Raw genomic sequence first — 21,514 nt, forward strand, 5'->3', positions numbered from 1 at the left:
CATCTACTCCATAAAGTTCATCGGATCGACTGGTTCGCCGTCTTTCAATACTTCAAAATACAGATTTGGTCCTTCTACGCTGTAGTATTTTGTCGGTTCGCCGAGTGTACCGATCGTCTCTCCTGCACCGACGTAATCGCCGATTGCAAGCGGCACATCACTGAGCTGTCCGTACACGGCGCTGTAACCGTTGCCCATGTCAAGTGTGACAGTTGTTCCTGTCTGAGCTGTCTCTTCTATATTTGTCACGATCCCTGCGGCGGATGCGCCGATCGTCTCTCCTACTTCTCCGCTGACGATCATCGCCGGATTATACTGATACTGTTCCAGTGTCTGGAAAAATACTGTCTGATCCATGCTGTATCCCATGATCACTGCGCCGCTGGCAGGCCATGCAAGGACGCTGTCCTCGCTGAACCATACGCCTGATGTATCTCCTGTTGATACTGCCGAGCCTTCATCCGTTCCGGTCTCGCCTTCCGATTCGCCGGTGGCGTTTTCCGTGCTGCTCTCTTCCTCTGACTGTCCCTGCAGTCCTTCTTCTGTCTCTTCCACCAGATCATCATCTGCTTCCGGCAGGACGATATCGTCCGTTGTTGTCTCTTCTGTACTATCTGCACTGTCTGTGCCCATATCTTCTGTAAGTTCTTCTGCCTGTTGCCCGGCTTTTGCTGTCTGCTCGTCAATATCACTCTGATAGTTGCTGAACGTATATGCCCCAACCAGTGCAATGACAGCCACAAAGCAGATCACAATACCGACAGCAGCGCCCTTTCCTTTGAGGAAAGACGGTCTTTCATTCTTATTCATTCTCATCACCTCTGGCTATATTTTTGCCAGATAATGACCGTATTATTCCGTGTATTTCAAAAGAATGCAATAAAAATCCAGCTTTAATAAATGAGCTGCCGGTGCGGCAAAACTGTTCCGTTCTGGTCAGAGCAGTTCCGTCTCCTGAATATCATTTCTCAGCTCTGTCCCCTCAAAAAAGAAAGCGATGATCTCTTCATAAGTCTTCCCCTCTTCTGCCATCCGGTCTGCAGTCCAGATACTCATCCCCATGCCGTGACCTTTCCCGGTAGTCGTTATCTTGATCCTGTCTTCTCCATCCTCAGTCAGGGAAAACGCACTCGACGGAAGTGAGAGTGCATCACGGAACTGATCGCCGGTACAGACTGTATTTCCGATTCTGAGCTCTTTCACATAGCCGGCAGAATCGCAGGACTTTATTTCAAAGTCTTTGAAACCATATCCCTGAGCTGCTTTCTCGCCGTCCTCTTCCGCCACGAGGAAATCCCGGCACAGTTTCTGTATCTCCGTATAGGAATATGAAAATGTACCGATCTCATCATCTGCTTCTTTATCCAACGGGCACTCTCTTACTGCGATATACGGATATTCCTCACTCCCGAGCACCTCGGCGGCACTCCGCGTCTTTCCATTGCTTGACTGATGAAACGGTGTCCAGGCGTATGCACCGTTATACATGATGACTGTATCATCCGTCTCCTCTACGGCTCGTATGTACTTCTCATGGTACTCCCGATAATTTTCAGCTCCCCATTTTTCTTCCATCTCATCGCGTGAAAGCCAGCTCTCTGTAAGGATCTTGTCCTCTGAGTTCTCAAGCTTACTGTATATCTGAGTGCGGATCAGGACGGCCTGTGCCTTCATAGTCTCTGCTTCACACTCCTCGGATATTTCGTCTGCCAATATACCTGCGAGATAATCGGTCCATCGGATCTCTGCCAGTCCGTCTGCTTCTTCTGTATCGGGCACTTTCACCTTCACATAAAGATCTCCGCTGTCCACATCCCCTGCATCCGCCCCATTTACAAATACGGTAATGATATAAGGCAGCAATATCAGTATTATGAGGAAAGCAGCAACGGACTTAAATTTCTGTTCTATAGCATATCGGTTCATAAAAAACAGCCCTCCATATATCTAATATATGAAGAGCTGTTCTTACTTTATTCAGTTTTATTGTCCTGCTGACCTGTCATGGTATCCTGTGCCGGATCTGCCGGTACCTGATTTACAGGTGTCGTTCCCCCGGAAACCGGGTCTCCCGGATATACCGGAGGAACCGGCGGCGGTGTAATCCTCGGCTCCATGCCCGGATTAAACTCTCTGTTTCTCATCACAAAGAAGCAGATCGCCTCGTAAAGAGGAACGATTGCCGAGAGTACAGAGTGAACTACCGCCATATTGTGAGTAGTAAATCTTTCATAAATCCGGATGTCTATCAGTATCCGCAGAACAGAATATATAGCGGAATATGCAACAGCCAGAATGATAAATATTATATATATCCCGAGTGATGTCGTCAGGACTGTCATAGCACCCCCGACTCCGCTGCCGTTTATATTGGTGGTTACCGCAGTTCCGATCACTGCCACAATAAGGAATACAAGCAGTACGCCTGCAACAGCATTGTAAATGATAGGCACAACCAGCTTCCATATTCCGGGATTCTTAATACTCTTATTTTTCAGCGGAATTTCACCTGCAAGTTCACCGTGAAAATAATCTCTCGCAAAGGGGATAAAAGCAAGCCATGGATGCTCTCTTCCCATACGTTTTCCGATAGTATACATACCTATTGAATGAAAGATGTAACTTGCCAGCGCTGCAGCAAGGATCAGTGCGATCACGACCAGATAGACTGTCATAAACAATGCAAACAAAGAACTTCCTGTATTGCCGTAGCTGATCGGATAATCGTACTCATAATTATAATTGTACCCAAAATCCATAAAATGCCTCCTATTCTTCCTGGCCGGACGGAACCTCTACTTTCTCAAGATGCCAGATATCCGCCACATACTCTTCGATCGTTCTGTCTGAAGAGAACTTGCCGCAGCATGCAGTCTGCATCATCGCCATCCTTGACCATCTCTGCTGGTCTCTGTATGCCTCCTCCACTCTCTTCTGCGCATCTGCGTAAGAACGGAAATCTTTCAGGATGAAATACATATCCGCTTTGTCCGTAGACTGTGTATTAAGAAGCGAGTTATAAAGGTTCTTGTACATGTTGTGATCGCCGTGTGAGTAAGTGCCGTCCATAAGCTGATCTACGACGCGCTTGAGCTCCCAGTCGTTGAAGTAGATATCCTGCGGGTTGTAGCCGCCGTTGTTCTCGTAGTTGATGACCTCCTCTGAGCTTAAGCCGAAGATGAAAGCGTTCTCCGCTCCGACTTCCTGTACGATCTCCACATTCGCGCCGTCCATGGTTCCCAGTGTCGGGGCTCCGTTGAGCATGAACTTCATGTTTCCTGTACCGGACGCCTCCTTGGAAGCTGTGGAGATCTGCTCGCTGACGTCCGCCGCCGCGAAGATGAGCTCTGCATTGGATACACGGTAATCTTCGATAAATACGACTTTCAGCTTGCCGTTGATGCTGCGGTCATTGTTTACAACCTCTGCAACAGAGTTGATCAGCTTGATCGTCTCTTTCGCCCTTAAATATCCTGCCGCGGCTTTCGCTCCGAAGATGAATGTTCTCGGATAGAAACTCATCTCCGGGTGCTCCTTGATCTGATTGTACAGATACATGATATGCAGGATGTTGAGGAACTGTCTCTTGTACTCGTGGAGACGTTTTACCTGCACGTCGAAGATGGAGCGCGGATCAACGTCGATGCCGTTGTGCTCTTTGATGTATTTCGCAAGACGGACTTTGTTCTTGTATTTGATCTCCATGAACTCGCGTCTCGCCGTCTCATCCTCTACATACGGCTTGAGCTTCGCGATCTGGGAGAGATCCGTGATCCAGCCGTCGCCGATCTTGTCTGTGATCCAGTCTGCAAGCAGCGGGTTGCCGTGAGCAAGGAAACGTCTCTGGGTGATGCCGTTCGTCTTATTGTTGAACTTCTCCGGCATCATCTCGTAGAAGTCTCTGAGCTGCTGTGTCTTGAGGATATCCGTGTGAAGTCTTGCAACTCCGTTTACGGAGAATCCGGCGATGATCGCCATATTTGCCATGCGCACCTGGCCGTCCATGAGGATCGCCATCTTCTTCACCTTGTGCTCGTTGCCCGGATACATCTCGCGGACTTTGATGAGGAAACGGCGGTCGATCTCCTGCACGATCTGGTAGATACGCGGAAGCAGTCTGGAGAACAGGTCGATCGGCCATTTTTCAAGAGCCTCCGCCATGATCGTATGGTTCGTATACGCACAGGTCTTCGTGGTCACATCCCATGCCTCTTCCCAGTTCAGTCCTTCCTGGTCGATGAGAAGTCTCATCAGCTCAGGTACTGCAACTGTCGGGTGAGTATCGTTCATCTGGATCACGACTTTCTCGTAAAGTTTGCGGACGTCGTCGTGTTTCTTCTTATATTTTGCGATCAGCGCCTGAAGGCTTGCAGAGATGAAGAAATACTGCTGTTTCAGACGGAGCTCTTTTCCTGAATAGTGGTTGTCATTCGGATAGAGGACATCGACGATCAGTTTTGCAAGATTCTCCTGCTCCACTGCCTTGTGATAATTACCTCTGTCGAACTCATCCAGCTTAAAGTCCGTAATTGCTTTTGCATCCCACACGCGCAGTGTATTCACCACATGGTTGCCGTATCCTACGATCGGCATGTCATACGGGATAGCCAGAACAGACTCATAATTTTCCTGGATAAAGATGTCCTTTCCCGTTGCAGGATCTTTCTCAAAACGGATATTTCCGCCGAAACGTACTTCTTTCGCATACTCTTCCCTGCGCAGCTCAAACGGATTTCCCTCTCTTAACCAGTCGTCCGGCACTTCCTTCTGGTAACCGTTCTCGATCTTCTGTTTGAACATACCATAACGGTAGCGGATACCGCATCCGTATGCCGGGTAGTTCAGGGTAGCCAGTGAATCCAGGAAACATGCCGCCAGTCTTCCCAGACCCCCGTTTCCGAGAGCTGCGTCTGGTTCCTGATCCTCGATCACGTTCAGATCGATACCCATCTCGTCGAGCGCTTCCTTGACATCCTTGTACACTGTCATGTTGATGAGGTTATTGCCAAGGGCACGACCCATCAGGAATTCCATTGACATGTAATACACTGTCTTGGCGTCTGCTTCATCGTATGCTTTCTGTGTTGCGAACCAGTCATCAAAAATGACGTCCTTCACCGCATAGGAGACAGCCTGAAAAAGCTGCTGCGGCGTTGCTTCTTCGATTGTTTTTCTGTAAAGGGTTCTGATATTGTCCTTTACCGTCTGCTTAAATGTTTCTTTCTCAAATCTTTTGCTGAACATAGCTTTATTATCCTTCCTTTTCCACACCCATTGTAACTGCTTCACCGTTGATCTTCCACTCCTTTACATAGCCTGCCGGCCCGGCTTTCACAACCTCGTTTGCGAGCACTTCTCCGGCAATCTGATCTGCGTATTTTTCGAAGATCGTTTCTGCCTTCTCTGTTCCGTTATAAGTTACGCGGATACGGTCCATGACTTCAAAGTCTGCTTCTTTTCTCATAGTCTGTACTTTACTGATGATCTCACGTACGAAACCTTCTTCCAGAAGATCTTCTGTCAGATTCGTATCAAGGACAACAGTAATGCCGTTATCGTTTTCTGATACATAGCCTTCGATCTGGGCGGTCTCGATTAGCAGGTCTTCGCGGAACAGAGTGATCTCCTGTCCGTTTACATCCAGTTTAAGAGCGCCTGTCTCATTGACCTCATCCATTGCGGCATTGCCGTCAACACTGTCGAGTGCTGCTTTAATACCACCTAACATTTTACCATATTTCGGTCCCACTGTCTTCAACTGTGGTTTAAAATTGTATGAAGTGAAGTCTCTAACATCTTCCGTAAATTTAACATTCTTGACATTCAGCTCGTCTGCAACGATATCCTGATAGAATTCCGGCAGGGTAAATCCGGCCTTCACGAACATCTGCCCGATCGGCTGGCGGTTCTTGATATTGGATGCATTTCTGCATGCACGTCCCATGACGACAAGCTTCAGGACATTGTCCATGTTCTGCTCCAGTTCCGGATCAATCTGCTCTTCGTTCACTTCCGGGAACAGACACAGATGGATACTCTCCGGTGCGTCTTTATCGATGCTTCGCACGAGATTCTGGTAAATCTCTTCTGTCATGAACGGGATCATCGGAGCGGCAGCCTTGGATACTGTCACAAGTGCTGTATACAGTGTCATGTATGCATTAATCTTATCCTGCTCCATTCCTTTTGCCCAAAAACGCTCACGGCTTCTTCTTACATACCAGTTGCTCATGTCATCTACAAACTCCTGGAGCACACGCGCCGCCTCTGGGATGCGGTAATTGCCCAGATTATCATCGACAGCTTTTACCATCGTGTTCATCTTGGAAAGGAGCCATTTATCCATTACGGAAAGTTTTTCATATTCCAGCGTATATTTTGTCGCGTCGAACTCGTCGATATTCGCATAGAGAACAAAGAATGCATAAGTATTCCACAGTGTACCCATGAATTTTCTCTGTCCTTCTGTCACGGCCTTTCCGTGGAAGCGGTTCGGCAGCCACGGAGCGCTGTTGACATAGAAGTACCAGCGGATTGCGTCGGCTCCGTATTTCTCAAGGGCATCGAACGGATCTACCGCATTTCCCTTGGACTTGCTCATCTTCTGGCCGTTCTCGTCCTGCACATGTCCGAGGACGATGACATTCTTGTACGGCGCCTTATTGAAGATCAGTGTGGAGATCGCCAGCAGGGAATAGAACCATCCTCTTGTCTGGTCTACCGCCTCGGAAATGAAGTCTGCCGGGAACTGTTTCTCAAACAGCTCCTGATTCTCGAACGGATAGTGGTGCTGAGCAAAAGGCATGGATCCGCTGTCGAACCAGCAGTCAATAACTTCCGGAACACGGTGCATCTCTTTGCCGCACTTCGGGCACTTGATCGTCACGGCATCGATGTACGGACGGTGCAGTTCGATATCGTCCGGACAGTTGTCGGACATTTCTTTCAGTTCTGCGATGCTTCCGATGGAGTGCATGTGTCCGCACTCACATTCCCAGATATTGAGCGGGGTTCCCCAGTAACGGTTACGGCTGATGCCCCAGTCCTGAACATTCTCGATCCAATCGCCGAAACGTCCTTTACCGATGCTCTCCGGAATCCAGTTAATCGTGTTATTATTCGCGATCAGGTCGTCCCTTACTGCTGTCATCTTGATGAACCAGGACTCGCGCGCATAGTAGATCAGCGGCGTGTCACATCTCCAGCAGTGCGGATAGCTGTGCTCGAACTTCGGCGCATCAAAGAGAAGGCCTCTCGCATCCAGATCTTTTAATACTTCCGGATCTGCCTTCTTCACAAACAGACCTGCGAACGGAGTGGACTCTGCCATATTTCCTTTTTCATCTACAAGCTGTACGAACGGAAGACCGTATTTTCTTCCTACATTCGCATCATCTTCACCGAATGCCGGCGCAATGTGAACGACTCCCGTACCGTCTGTCAGTGTAACATATGTGTCGCATGTCACATAAAATGCCTTTTTGTTCTGCTTTGCAGCAGCGTCGGCCGCGCACTGGTACAGCGGCTCGTACTCTTTGCCCTCAAGATCTGTCCCTTTGTATGTCTCGAGAATCTCGTATGCCGGCTTACCTTCCTCAGCCAGTCTTCCCAGTACTGTGTCAAGAAGAGCACATGCCATATAATAGATATGACCGTCTGCTGCCTTTACTTTTGCATAGTCCTCATTCGGATTCACGCAGAGCGCAAGGTTGGACGGAAGCGTCCACGGTGTGGTCGTCCATGCAAGGATGTAAGCATCCTCCTCTTTCACTTTGAAGCGCACAATCGCGGAGCGCTCCTTTACGTCTTTGTAGCCCTGAGCCACTTCCTGGGCGGACAGCGGCGTACCGCATCTAGGACAGTAGGGAACGATCTTGAACCCTTTGTAGAGAAGGTCTTTCTCCCAGATCTTTTTCAATGCCCACCACTCGGACTCGATAAAGCTGTTGTGATATGTTACATAGGGGTGCTCCATATCAGCCCAGAAGCCGACCGTGCCGGAGAAATCCTCCCACATTCCCTTGTATTTCCATACACTTTCCTTACATTTGTCGATAAACGGCTCCAGGCCATACTCCTCGATCTGATCTTTTCCGTCCAGTCCGAGGGCCTTCTCTACCTCAAGCTCGACCGGCAGTCCGTGGGTATCCCATCCTGCCTTTCTCGGGACCATGTATCCCTTCATCGTGCGGTAACGCGGGATCATGTCCTTGATGACACGTGTGAGCACGTGTCCGATGTGCGGTTTGCCATTTGCAGTCGGCGGACCGTCGTAGAAGATGTAGTCCGGGCATCCCTCACGCTCTTCGATACTCTTCTCAAAGATGTGGTTCTCATCCCAGAACTTCTCGACTTCCTTTTCCCTGCCGACAAAATTCATATCTGTGGGAACTTTCTTGTACATGTTGATTTTCCTTTCTGTCTCCGGTCCGCCGCAGCCATGTATCGATTGCGGACACGCTCTCGCTCGGGACGGAACGCAGCGGACACATATGGCTGCAAAGGACGCAGCCTTAGTGCCGGCGTTCCTTTACGGTCCTTAATCGACACATGGCTGCGTCAGACCTGTCCAGAACGGGGCTTTGAATCAAAACCGGGAGAGATGGGAGCTTTCTGCCTTTTATCGGTGCTTTATCTTTTCTGAAAACATATTTCTGAAAGCATATGTGTTTTCAGCGGATATGAAACACCTGCCGGTATGAGCCGGCTTCCCGGGAGTCCTTTTTATCTGGGGAATTAGGAAACGTTCCGGTTTGCTGGAGCCTGAATGAACAATATATTCGTTAAGGACCGTAGAGTAACGCCGGCACTTAGATCGCGTCTGTTGCGATCTTATGTGTCCGCTGCGTTACGGCCCGAGCGAAAGCGCGTCCGCAACGGATATATTGTTCATTCAGGCTCTGTAAAACGTTATCGTTTCTGATTTAGCAGAAAAAAAGGCTCCCGCCCTGTAAAAGGACGAAAGCCATCTCTCTCGTTTTAACCACCTGTTACAACATACTTGAACTTCTTTGTCCGCATATTCTGTCTTAAATGGGGAGCAATTCTGTTCGCATATGGTATCCTCTAACGCGGGATCCGCGTCAGCCCTTACTGCTCGTGCTGCCTTGTATCTCCGGTGTATTTTGGGGGCTGCGGCTCGGAAGTGATATTCGGAAATATTCTACTTATACCGGGCTCTCACCTCTCCCGGCTCGCTGGAATGTTCGGATAAGACCTACTGTCTCCGTCATAGCCTTTGCTGTTGAAATTCATACAAGGGTAATTATAAGAAGAAAATACCGGTTCGTCAAGACTTTTATATGAATCGCGGTTCTTTCATTTATACAATAGCCTATTTTCTTAAAATGCTTACACATTGATATTTTCGCTTATCCAACTCCGCCCGAATTGCCGGATGTTTTTTATCCAGATTATAAGGGATCAGAATGATAATTGCCAAAATGGTCAGCAGGCAGAATTATACTTGTATTTCCTTATTACAGTTTCTTGTAAATAAAATCTATTAAAGCATGCAGAAAAATGTTATATTACACATATGCAAAAAGGCAGGTGAATTTACTTTGGATCAACAAAAGAAAAAACCATTCCGCCCGATCCCGGGGCTGACCCGTGAAGCAGAGGAACAGCAGCTTTGCGAGATTACGAGAATCGCACAGGACAATCTGGAAAAAACAGAAAAATACAGCGGTCAGCTATCTGATGAACTGCATGAGCTGATGGAGACTTACGGGACAAAAGATAAGGAGGCGCTCGCCCTCTTTCACAATACCCAGGCCCAGCTGCAGGAAACCCGCCGTGATCTGCTGCGCTGTCGGAAAGCGCGGCACAAACCGTATTTCGGCCGGATTGATTTTCGCGATCAGAAGATTCCCTATGCAGAGTCATACTATGTCGGACGCGTCGGCATTTCCAGAAATGGATCTGAACCGGTAGTCATAGACTGGAGGGCGCCCATCGCTTCTGTCTACTATGAAAATACGATAGGAAAATGCAGATATACTGTAAAAAATGAAGGTTCCTGTGAAATCGACCTGAAACGGAAACGGACCTACGAAATCGCAGATGACCGGCTGATCGATTTCTTTGACTCGGACGTGGTGGCAAATGACGAGCTGCTGACAAAATACCTTGCCAAAAATAAAAGCGCCGTACTCGGCGAGATTATTTCCACAGTCCAAAAAGAACAAAATACGGTGATCCGCAGGTCGCCTAAGATGAACCTGATCGTACAGGGGGTCGCCGGATCGGGAAAAACAACAGTAGCAATGCACCGCATATCTTATATTTTATATAATTATGAAGACGATTTCCGTCCGGAGGATTTCTACATCATAGGAAGCAACCGCATTCTTCTGAACTATATTACCAGTGTACTGCCGGATCTCGACGTATACGGAGTCTCCCAAATGACGATGGAACAGCTCTTCGTTCGCCTTCTCTACGAGGACTGGAATCCTGAGATTCACCACATCCGTCACATCGGGAAAAATGAAGAGGCGGTCCGGATCAAAGGAAGCTATAAGTGGTTTCATGACCTGGAAGATTTCTGCCGGGATCTGGAGAGAAGATCCATCCCGGAACAGGAAGTAACCCTGGATAACGGAGTCCGGATCATGCGGAAATCCACAGTCCGGAACTGTCTTAATGACAATCCTCTTGTCTCCATGCAGGGCAAGATCAATATGCTGAACGCGATTCTTCTGTCCCGTCTGGAGAATGAAATAACCGGAAAAGATATCGCCTATCCTCCTGCCCTGCAAAAGGAGCTTTATAAAAAATACAGACGGTATTTCGGCGGGGATGTCTGGAAAGGATCTATATATCAGGTCTACAGTGATTTTCTAAAATCACAGGAATCAAAAGGGATGGCAGTTCCCCTTCCGGACCGTGACTTTGACCTCTATGACCTCGCTGCACTTGCCTATATTTACAAACGAATCAAGGAGACTGACGGAATCCGGGAGGCAAGCCACGTGATCATTGACGAGGCACAGGATTTTGGCATGACGGCATACGGCGCTCTCTACTACTGTCTCCGCGGCTGTACCTATACAATCATGGGCGATGTCTCCCAGAATATTCACTACGGATATGGACTGAACGACTGGGAGGATCTGAAATCCCTGATCCTGAAAAGTACTCCCGGCGGTTTCGGAGTTCTTAAGAAGAGCTACCGCAATACTGTAGAGATCTCAGAATTCGCCACCGGGATATTGCGGCACGGGAGCTTCCCCGTCTATCCGGTCGATCCGATCCGCCGCCACGGCAGCCCTGTCCGTATTACACAGTGCCGTGATGATGAGGACATGATCAGGGAAAGTATAAATACAATCCGCAGATGGCAGACAGACGGCAGGGAGACGATTGCCGTGATCTGCCGGGACGAGGAAGAAGCTTCTGCGGTAAGCGCATTGCTCAGCAAAGAACTGGATCTCGCCGACACTGATCCGGAGACAGCCGAATTCACCGAAGGAATCATGGTACTGCCCGTCGAGTATACAAAAGGACTGGAGTTCGATGCCGTTCTCATCTACCATCCTTCTGCCGAAAGCTATCCGGATAACGATGCTTACGTGAAACTGTTGTATGTTGCCGCCACGCGTGCCCTCCACGAGCTCGCCGCGGTACATACAGGTGATCTGACTGACCTGATCGCCTGTCCTGCTCCGGACCGAAAACAGAAGAGTCTTCCGGAAGAAGAGAAAAATCCAAAAGGGATACTGCCAGAAGACAGCAAAAAGGGACAGACTTCATCCAGTGTTCATAAATCTGACAGACACAATACGCAGGACTCTCCAACCTCCGGCAAAGAGCAGCCTGCATCGAAACGTGCTGCACATCCATACAACAGCGTTCCTGTCAACCCGTCATCCTATCGTTTCGGTTCCGTTCCGGACACGAAACTTCTGAATCTTGGAAAGGAAGTGGCTGTCCATACTGCCGATCTATCAATCCGGGATATAAAACGCACCAGACATTCACTCGAGCTGAGCAGCAACGAAGGGATCCTGCGTCTGACGCCGGTGCATGCATCTGTAATACGGGTACAGTTTATGGGCAGAGATGTGCCCGAACCGCCTCACAGCTTCTGGCACTTTCCTCCCGAACAGGCGCCTGCCTGGTCGGCGCGGGCCGGAAAATCTCTCGCGGAGCTTGCTTCGGGACAAATTAAAATACAGATTGATAAAAGGAGCGGAGCAATCCGCTTCCTGGACCATGAGGGACGGAAACTCCTGACCGAGTCAAGAGTCCTGCCAAGGAAAGTGAAAAACGGGCAGAAGATATGCACATGGAATTATTTTGACTGGGCAAGAGAAGAAAAACTTATGGTAAAAGGAATCCTGAACGAAGATCTGGAGCGCCTAAACAATAAAGCTCGTTATATCAGTTTCGGCGGAAAAATCATGCGAATGCCTCTTATTGTATCTGAATACGGATATGGCCTTGGAATTGCCTCGGAAGAAACCGTCATGTGCTGTGATATCCCGCTGTATGGCACTTATCTTTATACAGAAGGTACCGGGCAGATTGATTATTATTTTATATATGGCAGAGATTATGAAGAAATCCTTGGTCTTTATAAAGTCTTGAAATAAAAACACGGATTGGGGACAGGGTGAAACCTGATTGGGGACGTAGTAAAATTGAATTTTACTACGTCCCCAATCAGGTTTCACCCTGTCCCGTTTATAAATTCTTCACAAAAAGTGCTCTGATTGCATTAAGCACTGCGATGATCATTACACCCACATCTGCGAAGATAGCGAGCCACATATTGGCGATGCCGACTGCTCCGAGCACGAGACAGATCAGCTTGATGCCAATGGCGAACCAGATATTTTCATACACGATACGGAGACATTTTCTTGAGATTCGGATAGCTTTGGATATCTTGATCGGATCATCATCCATCAGCACAATATCTGCCGCCTCTATCGCTGCGTCTGATCCCATGGCTCCCATGGCGATACCTATATCCGCTCGAGAGAGCACCGGTGCGTCATTGATGCCGTCTCCCACAAATGCCAGTTTTCCTTTACCGGTATTTCTTTTCATCAATGCTTCCACCTGGGACACCTTATCCGCCGGCAGAAGCTCTGCATGCACTTCGTCAATCCCCAGATCTGCTGCCACATGTTCTGCTGCCTTTCCGGAATCTCCGGTAAGCATGACCGTCTTCTCTACACCAGCTTTCTTCAGTAACTGTATCGCCTCTTTTGCATGAGGTTTCTCTATATCCGAGATCACGATATGCCCAGCATAACGCCCATCTACCGCCATATGGATGATCGTCCCCGCCCGATGGCAGTCAATCCATTTCACTCCCAATCTGTCCATGAGCTTTGAATTTCCTGCTGCTACATCTATGCCGTCCACTTTTGCCATCACACCGTTTCCGCTGATTTCCTGAATATCTGTCACGCGGCTTCTGTCGATTTGTTTTCCATAAGCTCTCTGCAGGCTCTTACTGATCGGATGGGAGGATGCACTCTCAGCCAGCGCTGCGTATTCCAGCAGATCATCTCTGTCCATCTCGTTGTGGTGTACCTCATTTACCTCGAATACACCCTGTGTCAGTGTACCGGTCTTGTCAAATACGACACATTTCGTCTGAGACAATGTTTCCAGATAATTTGATCCTTTTACAAGTACTCCTGCATTGCTGGCTCCTCCGATACCTGCAAAGAAGCTGAGCGGAATACTGATGACCAGAGCACAGGGACAGCTAATAACAAGAAATGTAAGCGCACGGTAAATCCATATCCCCCATTCTGCCGGGATACCCATTACGAACATCCTTACGATCGGCGGGAGAACTGCAAGAGCAATAGCACTGTAGACCACTGCCGGAGTATAGACCCGTGCAAATTTGGTAATAAAATCTTCAGATTTTGATTTTCTGGAACTTGCATTTTCCACCAAATCCAGAATTTTTGACACTGTAGACTCTCCGAACTCTTTGGTCGTCCTTATCTTCAGCACCCCCGTCATATTGATACATCCACTAATAATCTCATCCCCCTCCTGTGCATCTCTCGGCAGGCTCTCCCCCGTCAGCGCACTCGTATTAAGAGTAGACTCCCCTTCTATGACAATACCATCAATAGGAACTTTCTCCCCGGGCTGCACTATAATCACAGAGCCTATCTCAACTTCATCCGGGTCGATCTGCTCAAGTTTGCCTCCTATTTCAATATTTGCATAATCAGGACGTATGTCCATCAGATCACTGATATTTCTACGGCTTTTTCCCACTGCATAGCTCTGGAACCACTCGCCGATCTGATAGAACAACATAACTGCTATAGCCTCCACATAATCTCCGTTTTCGTGATCGGCCACTTCACTGTATATCGCAATAGCGATCGCGCCGATCGTGGCCACCGCCATCAACAGGCTCTCATCAAATGGTTGACGGTTCTTGATTCCCTTAAATGCTTTGATCAGAATATCATAGCCAATCACCAGATATGGAATCAGATAGAGAATGAATCTCAGAGGCCCGCCGAATGGCAGAAAATTAAATCCGATCAGCAGAGCTGCAGAAATCAGGATTCTGATCAGCATTTTTTTCTGTTTTTTATTCATATGTCATTCCTTCCTCTTGCAATATATTTATAATTAAACAGATGCTTAATTATTTATTTGTATCTTATATTTAATCCCGGAACCGCATTGGACTCCGGGACAATCTTATCCTAGAAAAAGATCTCGCAGTCATCTTCCACTTTCTTGCAGTTTTTAAGCACCTCCTGCATGACTGTCTTTGCATCATGCCCCTCTTCAAACTCTACATTCATCTTCAGTGTCATGAAGTTTACAACCGCATCCTTTACTCCTGCCGTCTCCTTTGCAGCCTGCTCCATCTTATTTGCACAGTTCGCACAGTCAACATCAATCTTATAGCTCTTTTTCATTTTCGTTATCTCCTTTAATTAAACAATTATTTAATCGTTGACTATAATGTACTTCTGATTTTATAATAAGTCAAGAGCTGTACGGATGTTATTTCCGTTTGGGCGAAATATATTTCTGATTGGAGCAATGACTTATGAAAGAACAGAATCTGCCCCACGATCACGGGCATAATAATGAAGAATTAATAAGGAAACATCTCCCGGGCGAGGCGGAGATTGCCGGAGTATCCGAAGCTATGAAACAACTCGGGGATCCCAGCAGGCTGCGTATCTTCTGGCTTTTGTGCCACTGCGAGGAATGCGTACTCAATATTGCTGCTATTGTAAATATGACAAGTCCTGCAGTCTCTCATCATCTGAGAATTTTAAAGAGCAGCGGACTCATCGTCAGCCGCCGGGAAGGAAAGGAAATGTATTACAGAACGGCAGATACCGAGCTGGCACAGATGCTTCATCACATGATAGAAAAGCTGGGAAAGATAACCTGCCCGGAGGAATACATCTGATATGGGAAAAGAACTGTATACAATTATTGAAAAACTGAAAGATGTACCGGAGGGAATCTGCGTTAATATCCGGCATTCCCTCGGAACATCTGACATTGTAAAGACAGCATCCTCAGAAGGTATGACTGACAGTTCCAGGCTGAAGTCGGAAACTTACGAACTGTATCCCGGAATTGAACTGTCTTTTCACTGCTATCTGGCAGATCATTTTCATATCCGGCACTGCCATGGTATCTCTGTCTTGTCCATTGACCACTGTCGTGCCGGAAGAATCGGATGGGAAATGAAAGGAGGCTTAAGCCTGTATTTCGGAAGTGGCGACCTGTCTTTCCACTATACGGATAAATGCTCCGACTCTGAAATCACGCTTCCTCTCGGATATTATGAAGGACTTTCCATTGCCCTCGACCTGCCGGTACTTCAGGATAGCCTTCCTGAGCTTCTTAACGATGCGGGTGTGGATGTCAGGGACCTCTGCCTGAAATTCTGCGGAGACAGGGAGACTGCCGCGCTTCCTGCAAGCAGCCGGATCGAGCACATCTTTTCCGAAGTATATGACCTTCCGGAACAGACGAAACTACCTTACCTGAAGCTGAAATGCCAGGAGCTTCTTATGTTCCTTAACATGGCGGAACCTGCAATGGAAAACGCACTTGATGCCCACTACTCCGAACAGGTCAGCCTTATCCGCCAGATCCATGACCAGATGACAGAGCATCCGGAAAAGAGATACACGATCGATGAACTGGCAAAGGAATATCTGATCAATACTGCCGCGCTGAAAAGCATATTTAAGTCCGTATACGGGATGCCGGTTGCCGCGTATATGAAGCACTACCGCATCATGAAAGCGGCCGGGCTGCTCCGGAACAGCAACGAAAGTATCGCCTCCGTTGCCCGTGCAGTGGGGTACGAAAGCCAGAGCAAGTTTTCGGCTGCTTTTAAGGATATCATGAAAATACTGCCCACGGATTACCGCAGACAGTATACGCATGTATAAATTATCGGTCTCGTTTAGTCTTCTGTCTCATATATACTCTCTGCCTTCTACGTGCTGATCCTCTATGGCGTCTGCGGCGTCTAACAGCCCTGCGCCTGACTATGATGACAGAAAAGATGATCAGCAGCAGAACAGCTCCTGCCACTGATCCGGCTGCGATGCGCACCGGCATTGGCAGGGATGCAATCATTTGCAGAAGATTTGTCTCTTTGCTATCTGTTCCTGAAGCAGTATCAGGTTCGACGAGTTTAAGTTTTGTCGAGTATCCGGTTGTATCCTCCACGTATTCCGCAGTCAGCGTGGCCTGGACATTCCCTACTGGTTGTCCGTTATAAAGAAATGTAATACTGCCTTCCGCATGTTTTTCGTCAGTAATTGTAATCTCATAATCCAGGTCGTCCGCACCGGCATTGTCCGGCAGAAGCACGTACGGATCATCTTCCGTATATGACTTAATCTCCTCCGGCTTGTCGGCTTCGCTCAGCGGCACTTTGGAAAAATTATCAAACGAATAATCAAAAATTGCCTTTGTGTCTGCATATGCGTCTCCGTCATCTTTGAGCACTACTGCGACAAGCTGTAACTTCCCGTTATCTGCCGTTGTCACAAGAGTTGTCCTCGACTCATCCGTATATCCCGTCTTTCCTCCAGTACAATATTTATAATAATTCTGGTTATCGCTCCAGAGCATTTTATGATGCTGCTGGAACGTCCTCGTCTCATTTACCAGATTCGTAGTACCTATCGTGTAATTCAGTGTCTGGGCAATCGTGCGGAACTCTTCGTGCTGATACAGTTCAGAAGTAATCAGTGCCATATCATGCGCCGTTGTATAATGGTGTTCGTCATGCAGCCCATTGGCATTCACCCAGTTGGAACCTGTACATCCAAGCTCGGCACTTCGGTCATTCATCGTCTGGATAAACGTATTATAATCACCGCCCATCTGCTTTCCGACATTCTCTGCCACCGCATAAGAGACTTCATTGGCAGATGCAAGCAGAATTGCATATAAGGCATCCTTCATACTTATAATTTCATTCGGACGCATCCCGATGCTTGCATAATCAGATCTCAATATATCGATACTGTCCTGAGAAAAAAGTACCTCGTCATCAGGGTCAGAGTTCTCGAGGGCTATAAGGACAGTGAGCAGTTTGGTTATACTGGCAGGATAGTGCTTCTCGTCTATCTTTTTTCCATAAAGAATAGCCCCGCTGTTCATATCCATTACTATGGCCGAATTCCCATAGACTTTCGGTCCTTCAGGCCACCCGGCAATATTATTCGTCTCCGGAACTGTTTCATAAGAAGCCTGCTTCTGCTTCTCAAAATCCGAAAGTTCCGTCTCTTGCGCCGCATGCCCCATTTCTGCTGTCTGACCTGCCTGTGGTTCTGCATATACATCAGATACGGGAATTATTATCATCATGATCAGCAGCAGCACTGCGGTCATACGTTTTAAGGCTATCCCCATCTCATTCCTCCGACATAAAATGTAAATTTTTCTTAATTATAGTCAATTTGACATGGGGTTGCAAGGAGTGTTTAGCATCAGTCCTCTATCTGGATATATTTAGTTCATAGACCTGGATCAGCGCACCCTCCGCTTCTATCCTGATTCCCGGCTCTTCCGGATAATATCTTGTGCTGAATACATACTCTCCGTCATTCACGAATACTTCCACGGACGACTCGTCTGCCAGTATCCTGACATCAGTTACAGTATTCATATCCGCATATCTCACTCGACGTCCGCATGAAACTTTGTTGTTTCTATTATTTATAAATTCAATTACCAATCTTTTATTTTTATATTCGATCACTAATTCATCGGACAACACCGCCCGGAACTGATCCTTCTGAATATTAAATATAACCGCCTCATAGACAGTATATTTTTTTGTTTCCAGATAGTTTTCTGTTTCTTCAGATAATATTTTTATTTCTTCAACTTCTCTTATCGGTCTTTGTCTGATGATCCCGTCTTTTACGAATACTTCTCTCGGGAACGTAAAGCAGTGCTGCCATCCATCATCTGTTGTCCTGTTGGAATACTCCTCACAGTCAGGCATTCCCATCCATCCGATCTGAACCCTTCTGCCGTCCTCTGTCTCAAAGCTCTGAGGAGCGTAATAGTCAAATCCGTAATCCCACAGTCTGTAATCTGACAGGCTGTACTTCCCGTGGATATCTCCGTCCACAAGAAAGTATCCCGACTGGTAGACATTACGGTCTTTCCATTCTTCTCCCTCGAGTCCCTGCACGGACGCGGAGAATACCTTTACTCCGTCCACTTCAAAGTAATCCGGACACTCCCACATATATCCGAATTTCTCCTCCGTCTCCACACGACTGTCGAGCTGCCAGTTTATCTTATCCTCCGACCGGAAGATGAGCGCCTGTCCCGCATCATCCTTTGTGCGGGCGCCCTGGAGCATATAGTATGTCCCGCTTTCTTTCCAGACTTTCGGATCCCTTACATGGAGGGTCAGATCTGACGGATAATCACTGTTGCGCATGAGAAGCTTTTTTCTGCTGAAATGCATCCCGTCCGGGCTTGTGACCAGAACCGTATTGGCCTCCCGGCCGCTGTTGATGTAGTCGTAATCCTCCCTGTCTTCAAGCTTAACGTTGCCGGTGTAATACAGATACATCTCCCCGCCTTCGATGAAGGCACATCCGGAATATACACCGCTGCAGTCAAACGGCTGATCCGGATAGAGCGTTACTCCCTGATATTCCCATTCGATCATATCCTGACTTGTATAATGTCCCCACATCTTGACTCCGCCCTCTGCGTCAAAGGGTGAATACTGGAAAAATGCATGATAGATTCCTTTAAACTGGCAGAGTCCGTTCGGATCATTGAGCCATCCGACAGGAGGCATCAGATGCAGTCTCTGTCTATAGCACTCATTTTTATTTCCGTCCTCCTCTGCAATGGCGGTCAGTTTCATTAAATCTTTCGTCAGTGCGTTCATAATTCATATCTCCCTGTTTTAAAACGGCGCCGGTTCCCATAAAGTCAGGTCCTGGCGCCAATATTACTTATCGTTTTCTTTACTTATTTTTTCAGGTTCATGATAGTCTGGTCGATTGCCGCCGGTCCCGGTTCCGCTTTCGTCACCTCTGCGAAATCATCCGCATTTGTCAGGATAACCATAGTAGTCGCCGGGTAACCTGCTGCACGTATCGTGTCCAGATCTGCCTCGATCAATACATCCCCCGCATGTACCTTTGCGCCGTCGGATACTTTCTTTGTAAAGCCTTTACCTTCCATTTTGACCGTATCGACTCCTACATGGATCAGGAGCTCACCGCCGCTCTGTGTGGTAAGGCATACTGCATGTCCTGTATCGAACACATTGAGCACTTCCGCGTCGCACGGTGCCACGATTTTCCCGTCCTCCGGCTCTACGGCAACTGTTGTCCCGAGCATCTCGGATGCAAATGTCTCATCAGTCACTTCTGCGAGCGGGATCACTTTACCCTTTACAGGGCTCTTGATCTCCTCTTCTGCCGGAACCGCTTTGACACTGTCGTTTTCATCTGTTTCTTCCATAACAGATGAAGCTCCTTCTGCGGCATGATCTGCGATCGCCGCACCTGCCGCTGCACCGGACGCGGTGCCGCCGGCTGCCGTCTCCGGCTTTGCGTCACGATAGATCAGGAATGAGATAACAAATGCAACGCCAACCGCGATGATCATTTCTATCAGATACTGTACCGGCTGTTCCAGACAGAGCAGGATACCGAAGATACCGGTCACTCCGGTGCCCTTTGCCCCAAGGTGTACGATAGATGCATACAGTGCGCCGCATCCGCCGCCGATACATCCTGCGATGAATGGTTTGAAGAATCTTAAGTTCACACCGAAGATTGCCGGCTCCGTTATTCCCATGAATGCACTTAAGGATGACGGAAGCGCCAGTGACTTGATCTTCTTATCTTTTGATTTCAGTGCGACTGCGAGAGCCGCTGCTCCCTGAGCCACATTTGCTGCGCTTGCGAGCGGCAGCCAGTATGTAACGCCGTACTGTGCGATCTGTCCGATATCAATAGCTGTGTACATCTGATGAATACCTGTCACGACAGTCGGTGCGTACAGAGCACCCATGATGAGACTTCCGATTCCGAGAGGCAGTGTGAGCAACCACTGGATGCCGCCCAGTATCGCATTTTCCGCCCATACGAAGACCGGTCCGATAATTGATAATGTAAGATATCCGGTAACAAATACACTGACAAGCGGCGTCACAAAGAGGTCGAGCACTTCCGGTACGATCTTGTGCAGCTTCTTCTCAATAACAGAGAGGAGCCATACCGCGATGACTACAGGGATGACATGCCCCTGATATCCTACCATGTCTATATCATACAGTCCGAAGAATACTGACTGTGTCTGCTGTACTCCCTCCGTTGCCACCGTATATGCGTTCTGCAGTGACGGGTTGATCATGATCATACCGATGACCGCGCCCAGATACGGATTGGCGCCGAAAGCCTTCGCTGCGGAGAATGCAATGAGGATCTGCAGGAATGTATATGCCGTGTTGCTGAACAGATTTGCAAACACATAGATCGAACTGCTCGTGTCCATATTGATGAAACCGTTGTTTATCATGAAGTCCAGAGAATTCATGATACCCATGAGGAAACCGCTGGCCACGATGGCCGGAATGATCGGTACAAAGATATCGCCCAGCAGCTTGATCGCCCTCATAAATACATTCTGCTTCTGTGCTGCGGCTTCCTTCGCCTCAGCCTTTGAGCTGGCAGTAATGCCCGCAATAGAGATGAACTCGTCAAATACTTTGTTTACTGTTCCTGTTCCGAGAATAATCTGAAGCTGTCCGGATGCCTCGAACACTCCCTTTACTCCCTCTACATTTTCTATGGCTGTCTTATCTGCCTTGCTGTTATCGGCAATGACAAGGCGGAGCCTTGTTGCACAGTGTGCGGCAGACACGATATTCTTGCCGCCGCCTACTTTATCCAGTATATCCTGTGCGGTCTTTCTGTAATCCATAGTGACTCTCCCTTCCTTTGTGTAATCGATTTCATATTTTCATATAAATAATATC

13 protein-coding genes are annotated in these 21,514 nt (G+C 48.0%); 3 read left to right on the top strand and 10 right to left on the bottom strand.

The features are described 5' to 3' along the window. Positions 1 to 3: 3 nt before the first annotated feature. The 5 genes from FNY66_RS12160 to ileS all read right to left on the bottom strand — a co-directional run bounded on the left by FNY66_RS12160 (position 4) and on the right by ileS (position 8,404). On the bottom strand, positions 4 to 810 hold the full coding sequence (locus FNY66_RS12160) for a M23 family metallopeptidase (protein WP_150311312.1): 807 nt from the start codon (positions 808 to 810) through the stop codon (positions 4 to 6). Positions 811 to 936: 126 nt separating this feature from the next. Next, the gene (locus FNY66_RS12165; RefSeq protein ID WP_087149919.1) at positions 937 to 1,926 is read right to left on the bottom strand and encodes a SpoIID/LytB domain-containing protein; all 990 of its coding nucleotides are present in this window, start codon (positions 1,924 to 1,926) and stop codon (positions 937 to 939) included. 47 nt (positions 1,927 to 1,973) lie between these two features. Beyond that, positions 1,974 to 2,759, bottom strand: coding sequence for a hypothetical protein (locus FNY66_RS12170; RefSeq protein WP_087149918.1), 786 nt, complete (start codon positions 2,757 to 2,759; stop codon positions 1,974 to 1,976). Positions 2,760 to 2,769: 10 nt separating this feature from the next. Continuing rightward, positions 2,770 to 5,244: a glycogen/starch/alpha-glucan phosphorylase gene (locus FNY66_RS12175; RefSeq protein ID WP_150311313.1), complete on the bottom strand. Its 2,475-nt coding sequence runs from the start codon at positions 5,242 to 5,244 to the stop codon at positions 2,770 to 2,772. 7 nt (positions 5,245 to 5,251) lie between these two features. Further along, positions 5,252 to 8,404 (bottom strand): isoleucine--tRNA ligase, encoded by a 3,153-nt coding sequence (gene ileS, locus FNY66_RS12180; protein ID WP_150311314.1) that lies wholly within the window; start codon positions 8,402 to 8,404, stop codon positions 5,252 to 5,254. Between the two features lie 1,159 nt (positions 8,405 to 9,563). Here ileS and FNY66_RS12185 point away from each other — a divergent pair. Next, positions 9,564 to 12,599, top strand: a complete 3,036-nt coding sequence (locus FNY66_RS12185; RefSeq protein WP_229409513.1) for an ATP-binding domain-containing protein — start codon at positions 9,564 to 9,566, stop codon at positions 12,597 to 12,599. Positions 12,600 to 12,690: 91 nt separating this feature from the next. Here FNY66_RS12185 and FNY66_RS12190 read toward each other — a convergent pair whose 3' ends face one another. Together FNY66_RS12190 and FNY66_RS12195 are read right to left on the bottom strand one after the other, a co-directional pair. Then, entirely contained in the window at positions 12,691 to 14,592 is a 1,902-nt protein-coding gene (locus FNY66_RS12190) for a heavy metal translocating P-type ATPase (protein WP_150311316.1), read from the bottom strand. A gap of 110 nt (positions 14,593 to 14,702) precedes the next feature. Then, on the bottom strand, positions 14,703 to 14,921 hold the full coding sequence (locus tag FNY66_RS12195) for a cation transporter (protein WP_150311317.1): 219 nt from the start codon (positions 14,919 to 14,921) through the stop codon (positions 14,703 to 14,705). A gap of 134 nt (positions 14,922 to 15,055) precedes the next feature. Here FNY66_RS12195 and FNY66_RS12200 point away from each other — a divergent pair, with 134 nt between their 5' ends. Together FNY66_RS12200 and FNY66_RS12205 are read left to right on the top strand one after the other, a co-directional pair. Beyond that, positions 15,056 to 15,427 carry an ArsR/SmtB family transcription factor gene (locus tag FNY66_RS12200; RefSeq protein WP_150311318.1) on the top strand — a complete coding sequence of 124 codons (372 nt, stop codon included), beginning with the start codon at positions 15,056 to 15,058 and terminating at the stop codon, positions 15,425 to 15,427. 1 nt (position 15,428) lies between these two features. Continuing rightward, positions 15,429 to 16,427 (top strand): helix-turn-helix transcriptional regulator, encoded by a 999-nt coding sequence (locus tag FNY66_RS12205; RefSeq protein WP_150311319.1) that lies wholly within the window; start codon positions 15,429 to 15,431, stop codon positions 16,425 to 16,427. Position 16,428: 1 nt separating this feature from the next. Here the strand turns inward: FNY66_RS12205 and FNY66_RS12210 are convergent, their stop codons facing one another. From FNY66_RS12210 to FNY66_RS12220, 3 genes are all read right to left on the bottom strand, one after another. Next, complete coding sequence (locus tag FNY66_RS12210) at positions 16,429 to 17,904, bottom strand: D-alanyl-D-alanine carboxypeptidase family protein (protein WP_150311320.1); 1,476 nt, start codon at positions 17,902 to 17,904, stop codon at positions 16,429 to 16,431. 85 nt (positions 17,905 to 17,989) lie between these two features. Beyond that, a complete protein-coding gene (locus FNY66_RS12215; RefSeq protein WP_150311321.1) occupies positions 17,990 to 19,411 on the bottom strand; it encodes a glycoside hydrolase family 32 protein in 1,422 nt (473 codons plus the stop codon). Positions 19,412 to 19,494: 83 nt separating this feature from the next. Next, entirely contained in the window at positions 19,495 to 21,459 is a 1,965-nt protein-coding gene (locus FNY66_RS12220) for a PTS beta-glucoside transporter subunit IIBCA (protein WP_150311322.1), read from the bottom strand. Positions 21,460 to 21,514 lie beyond the last annotated feature (55 nt).

It is taken from the genome of Mediterraneibacter catenae, assembly GCF_008691045.1.
In the GTDB taxonomy this organism is placed as follows: Bacteria; Bacillota; Clostridia; order Lachnospirales; family Lachnospiraceae; genus Mediterraneibacter; species Mediterraneibacter ornithocaccae.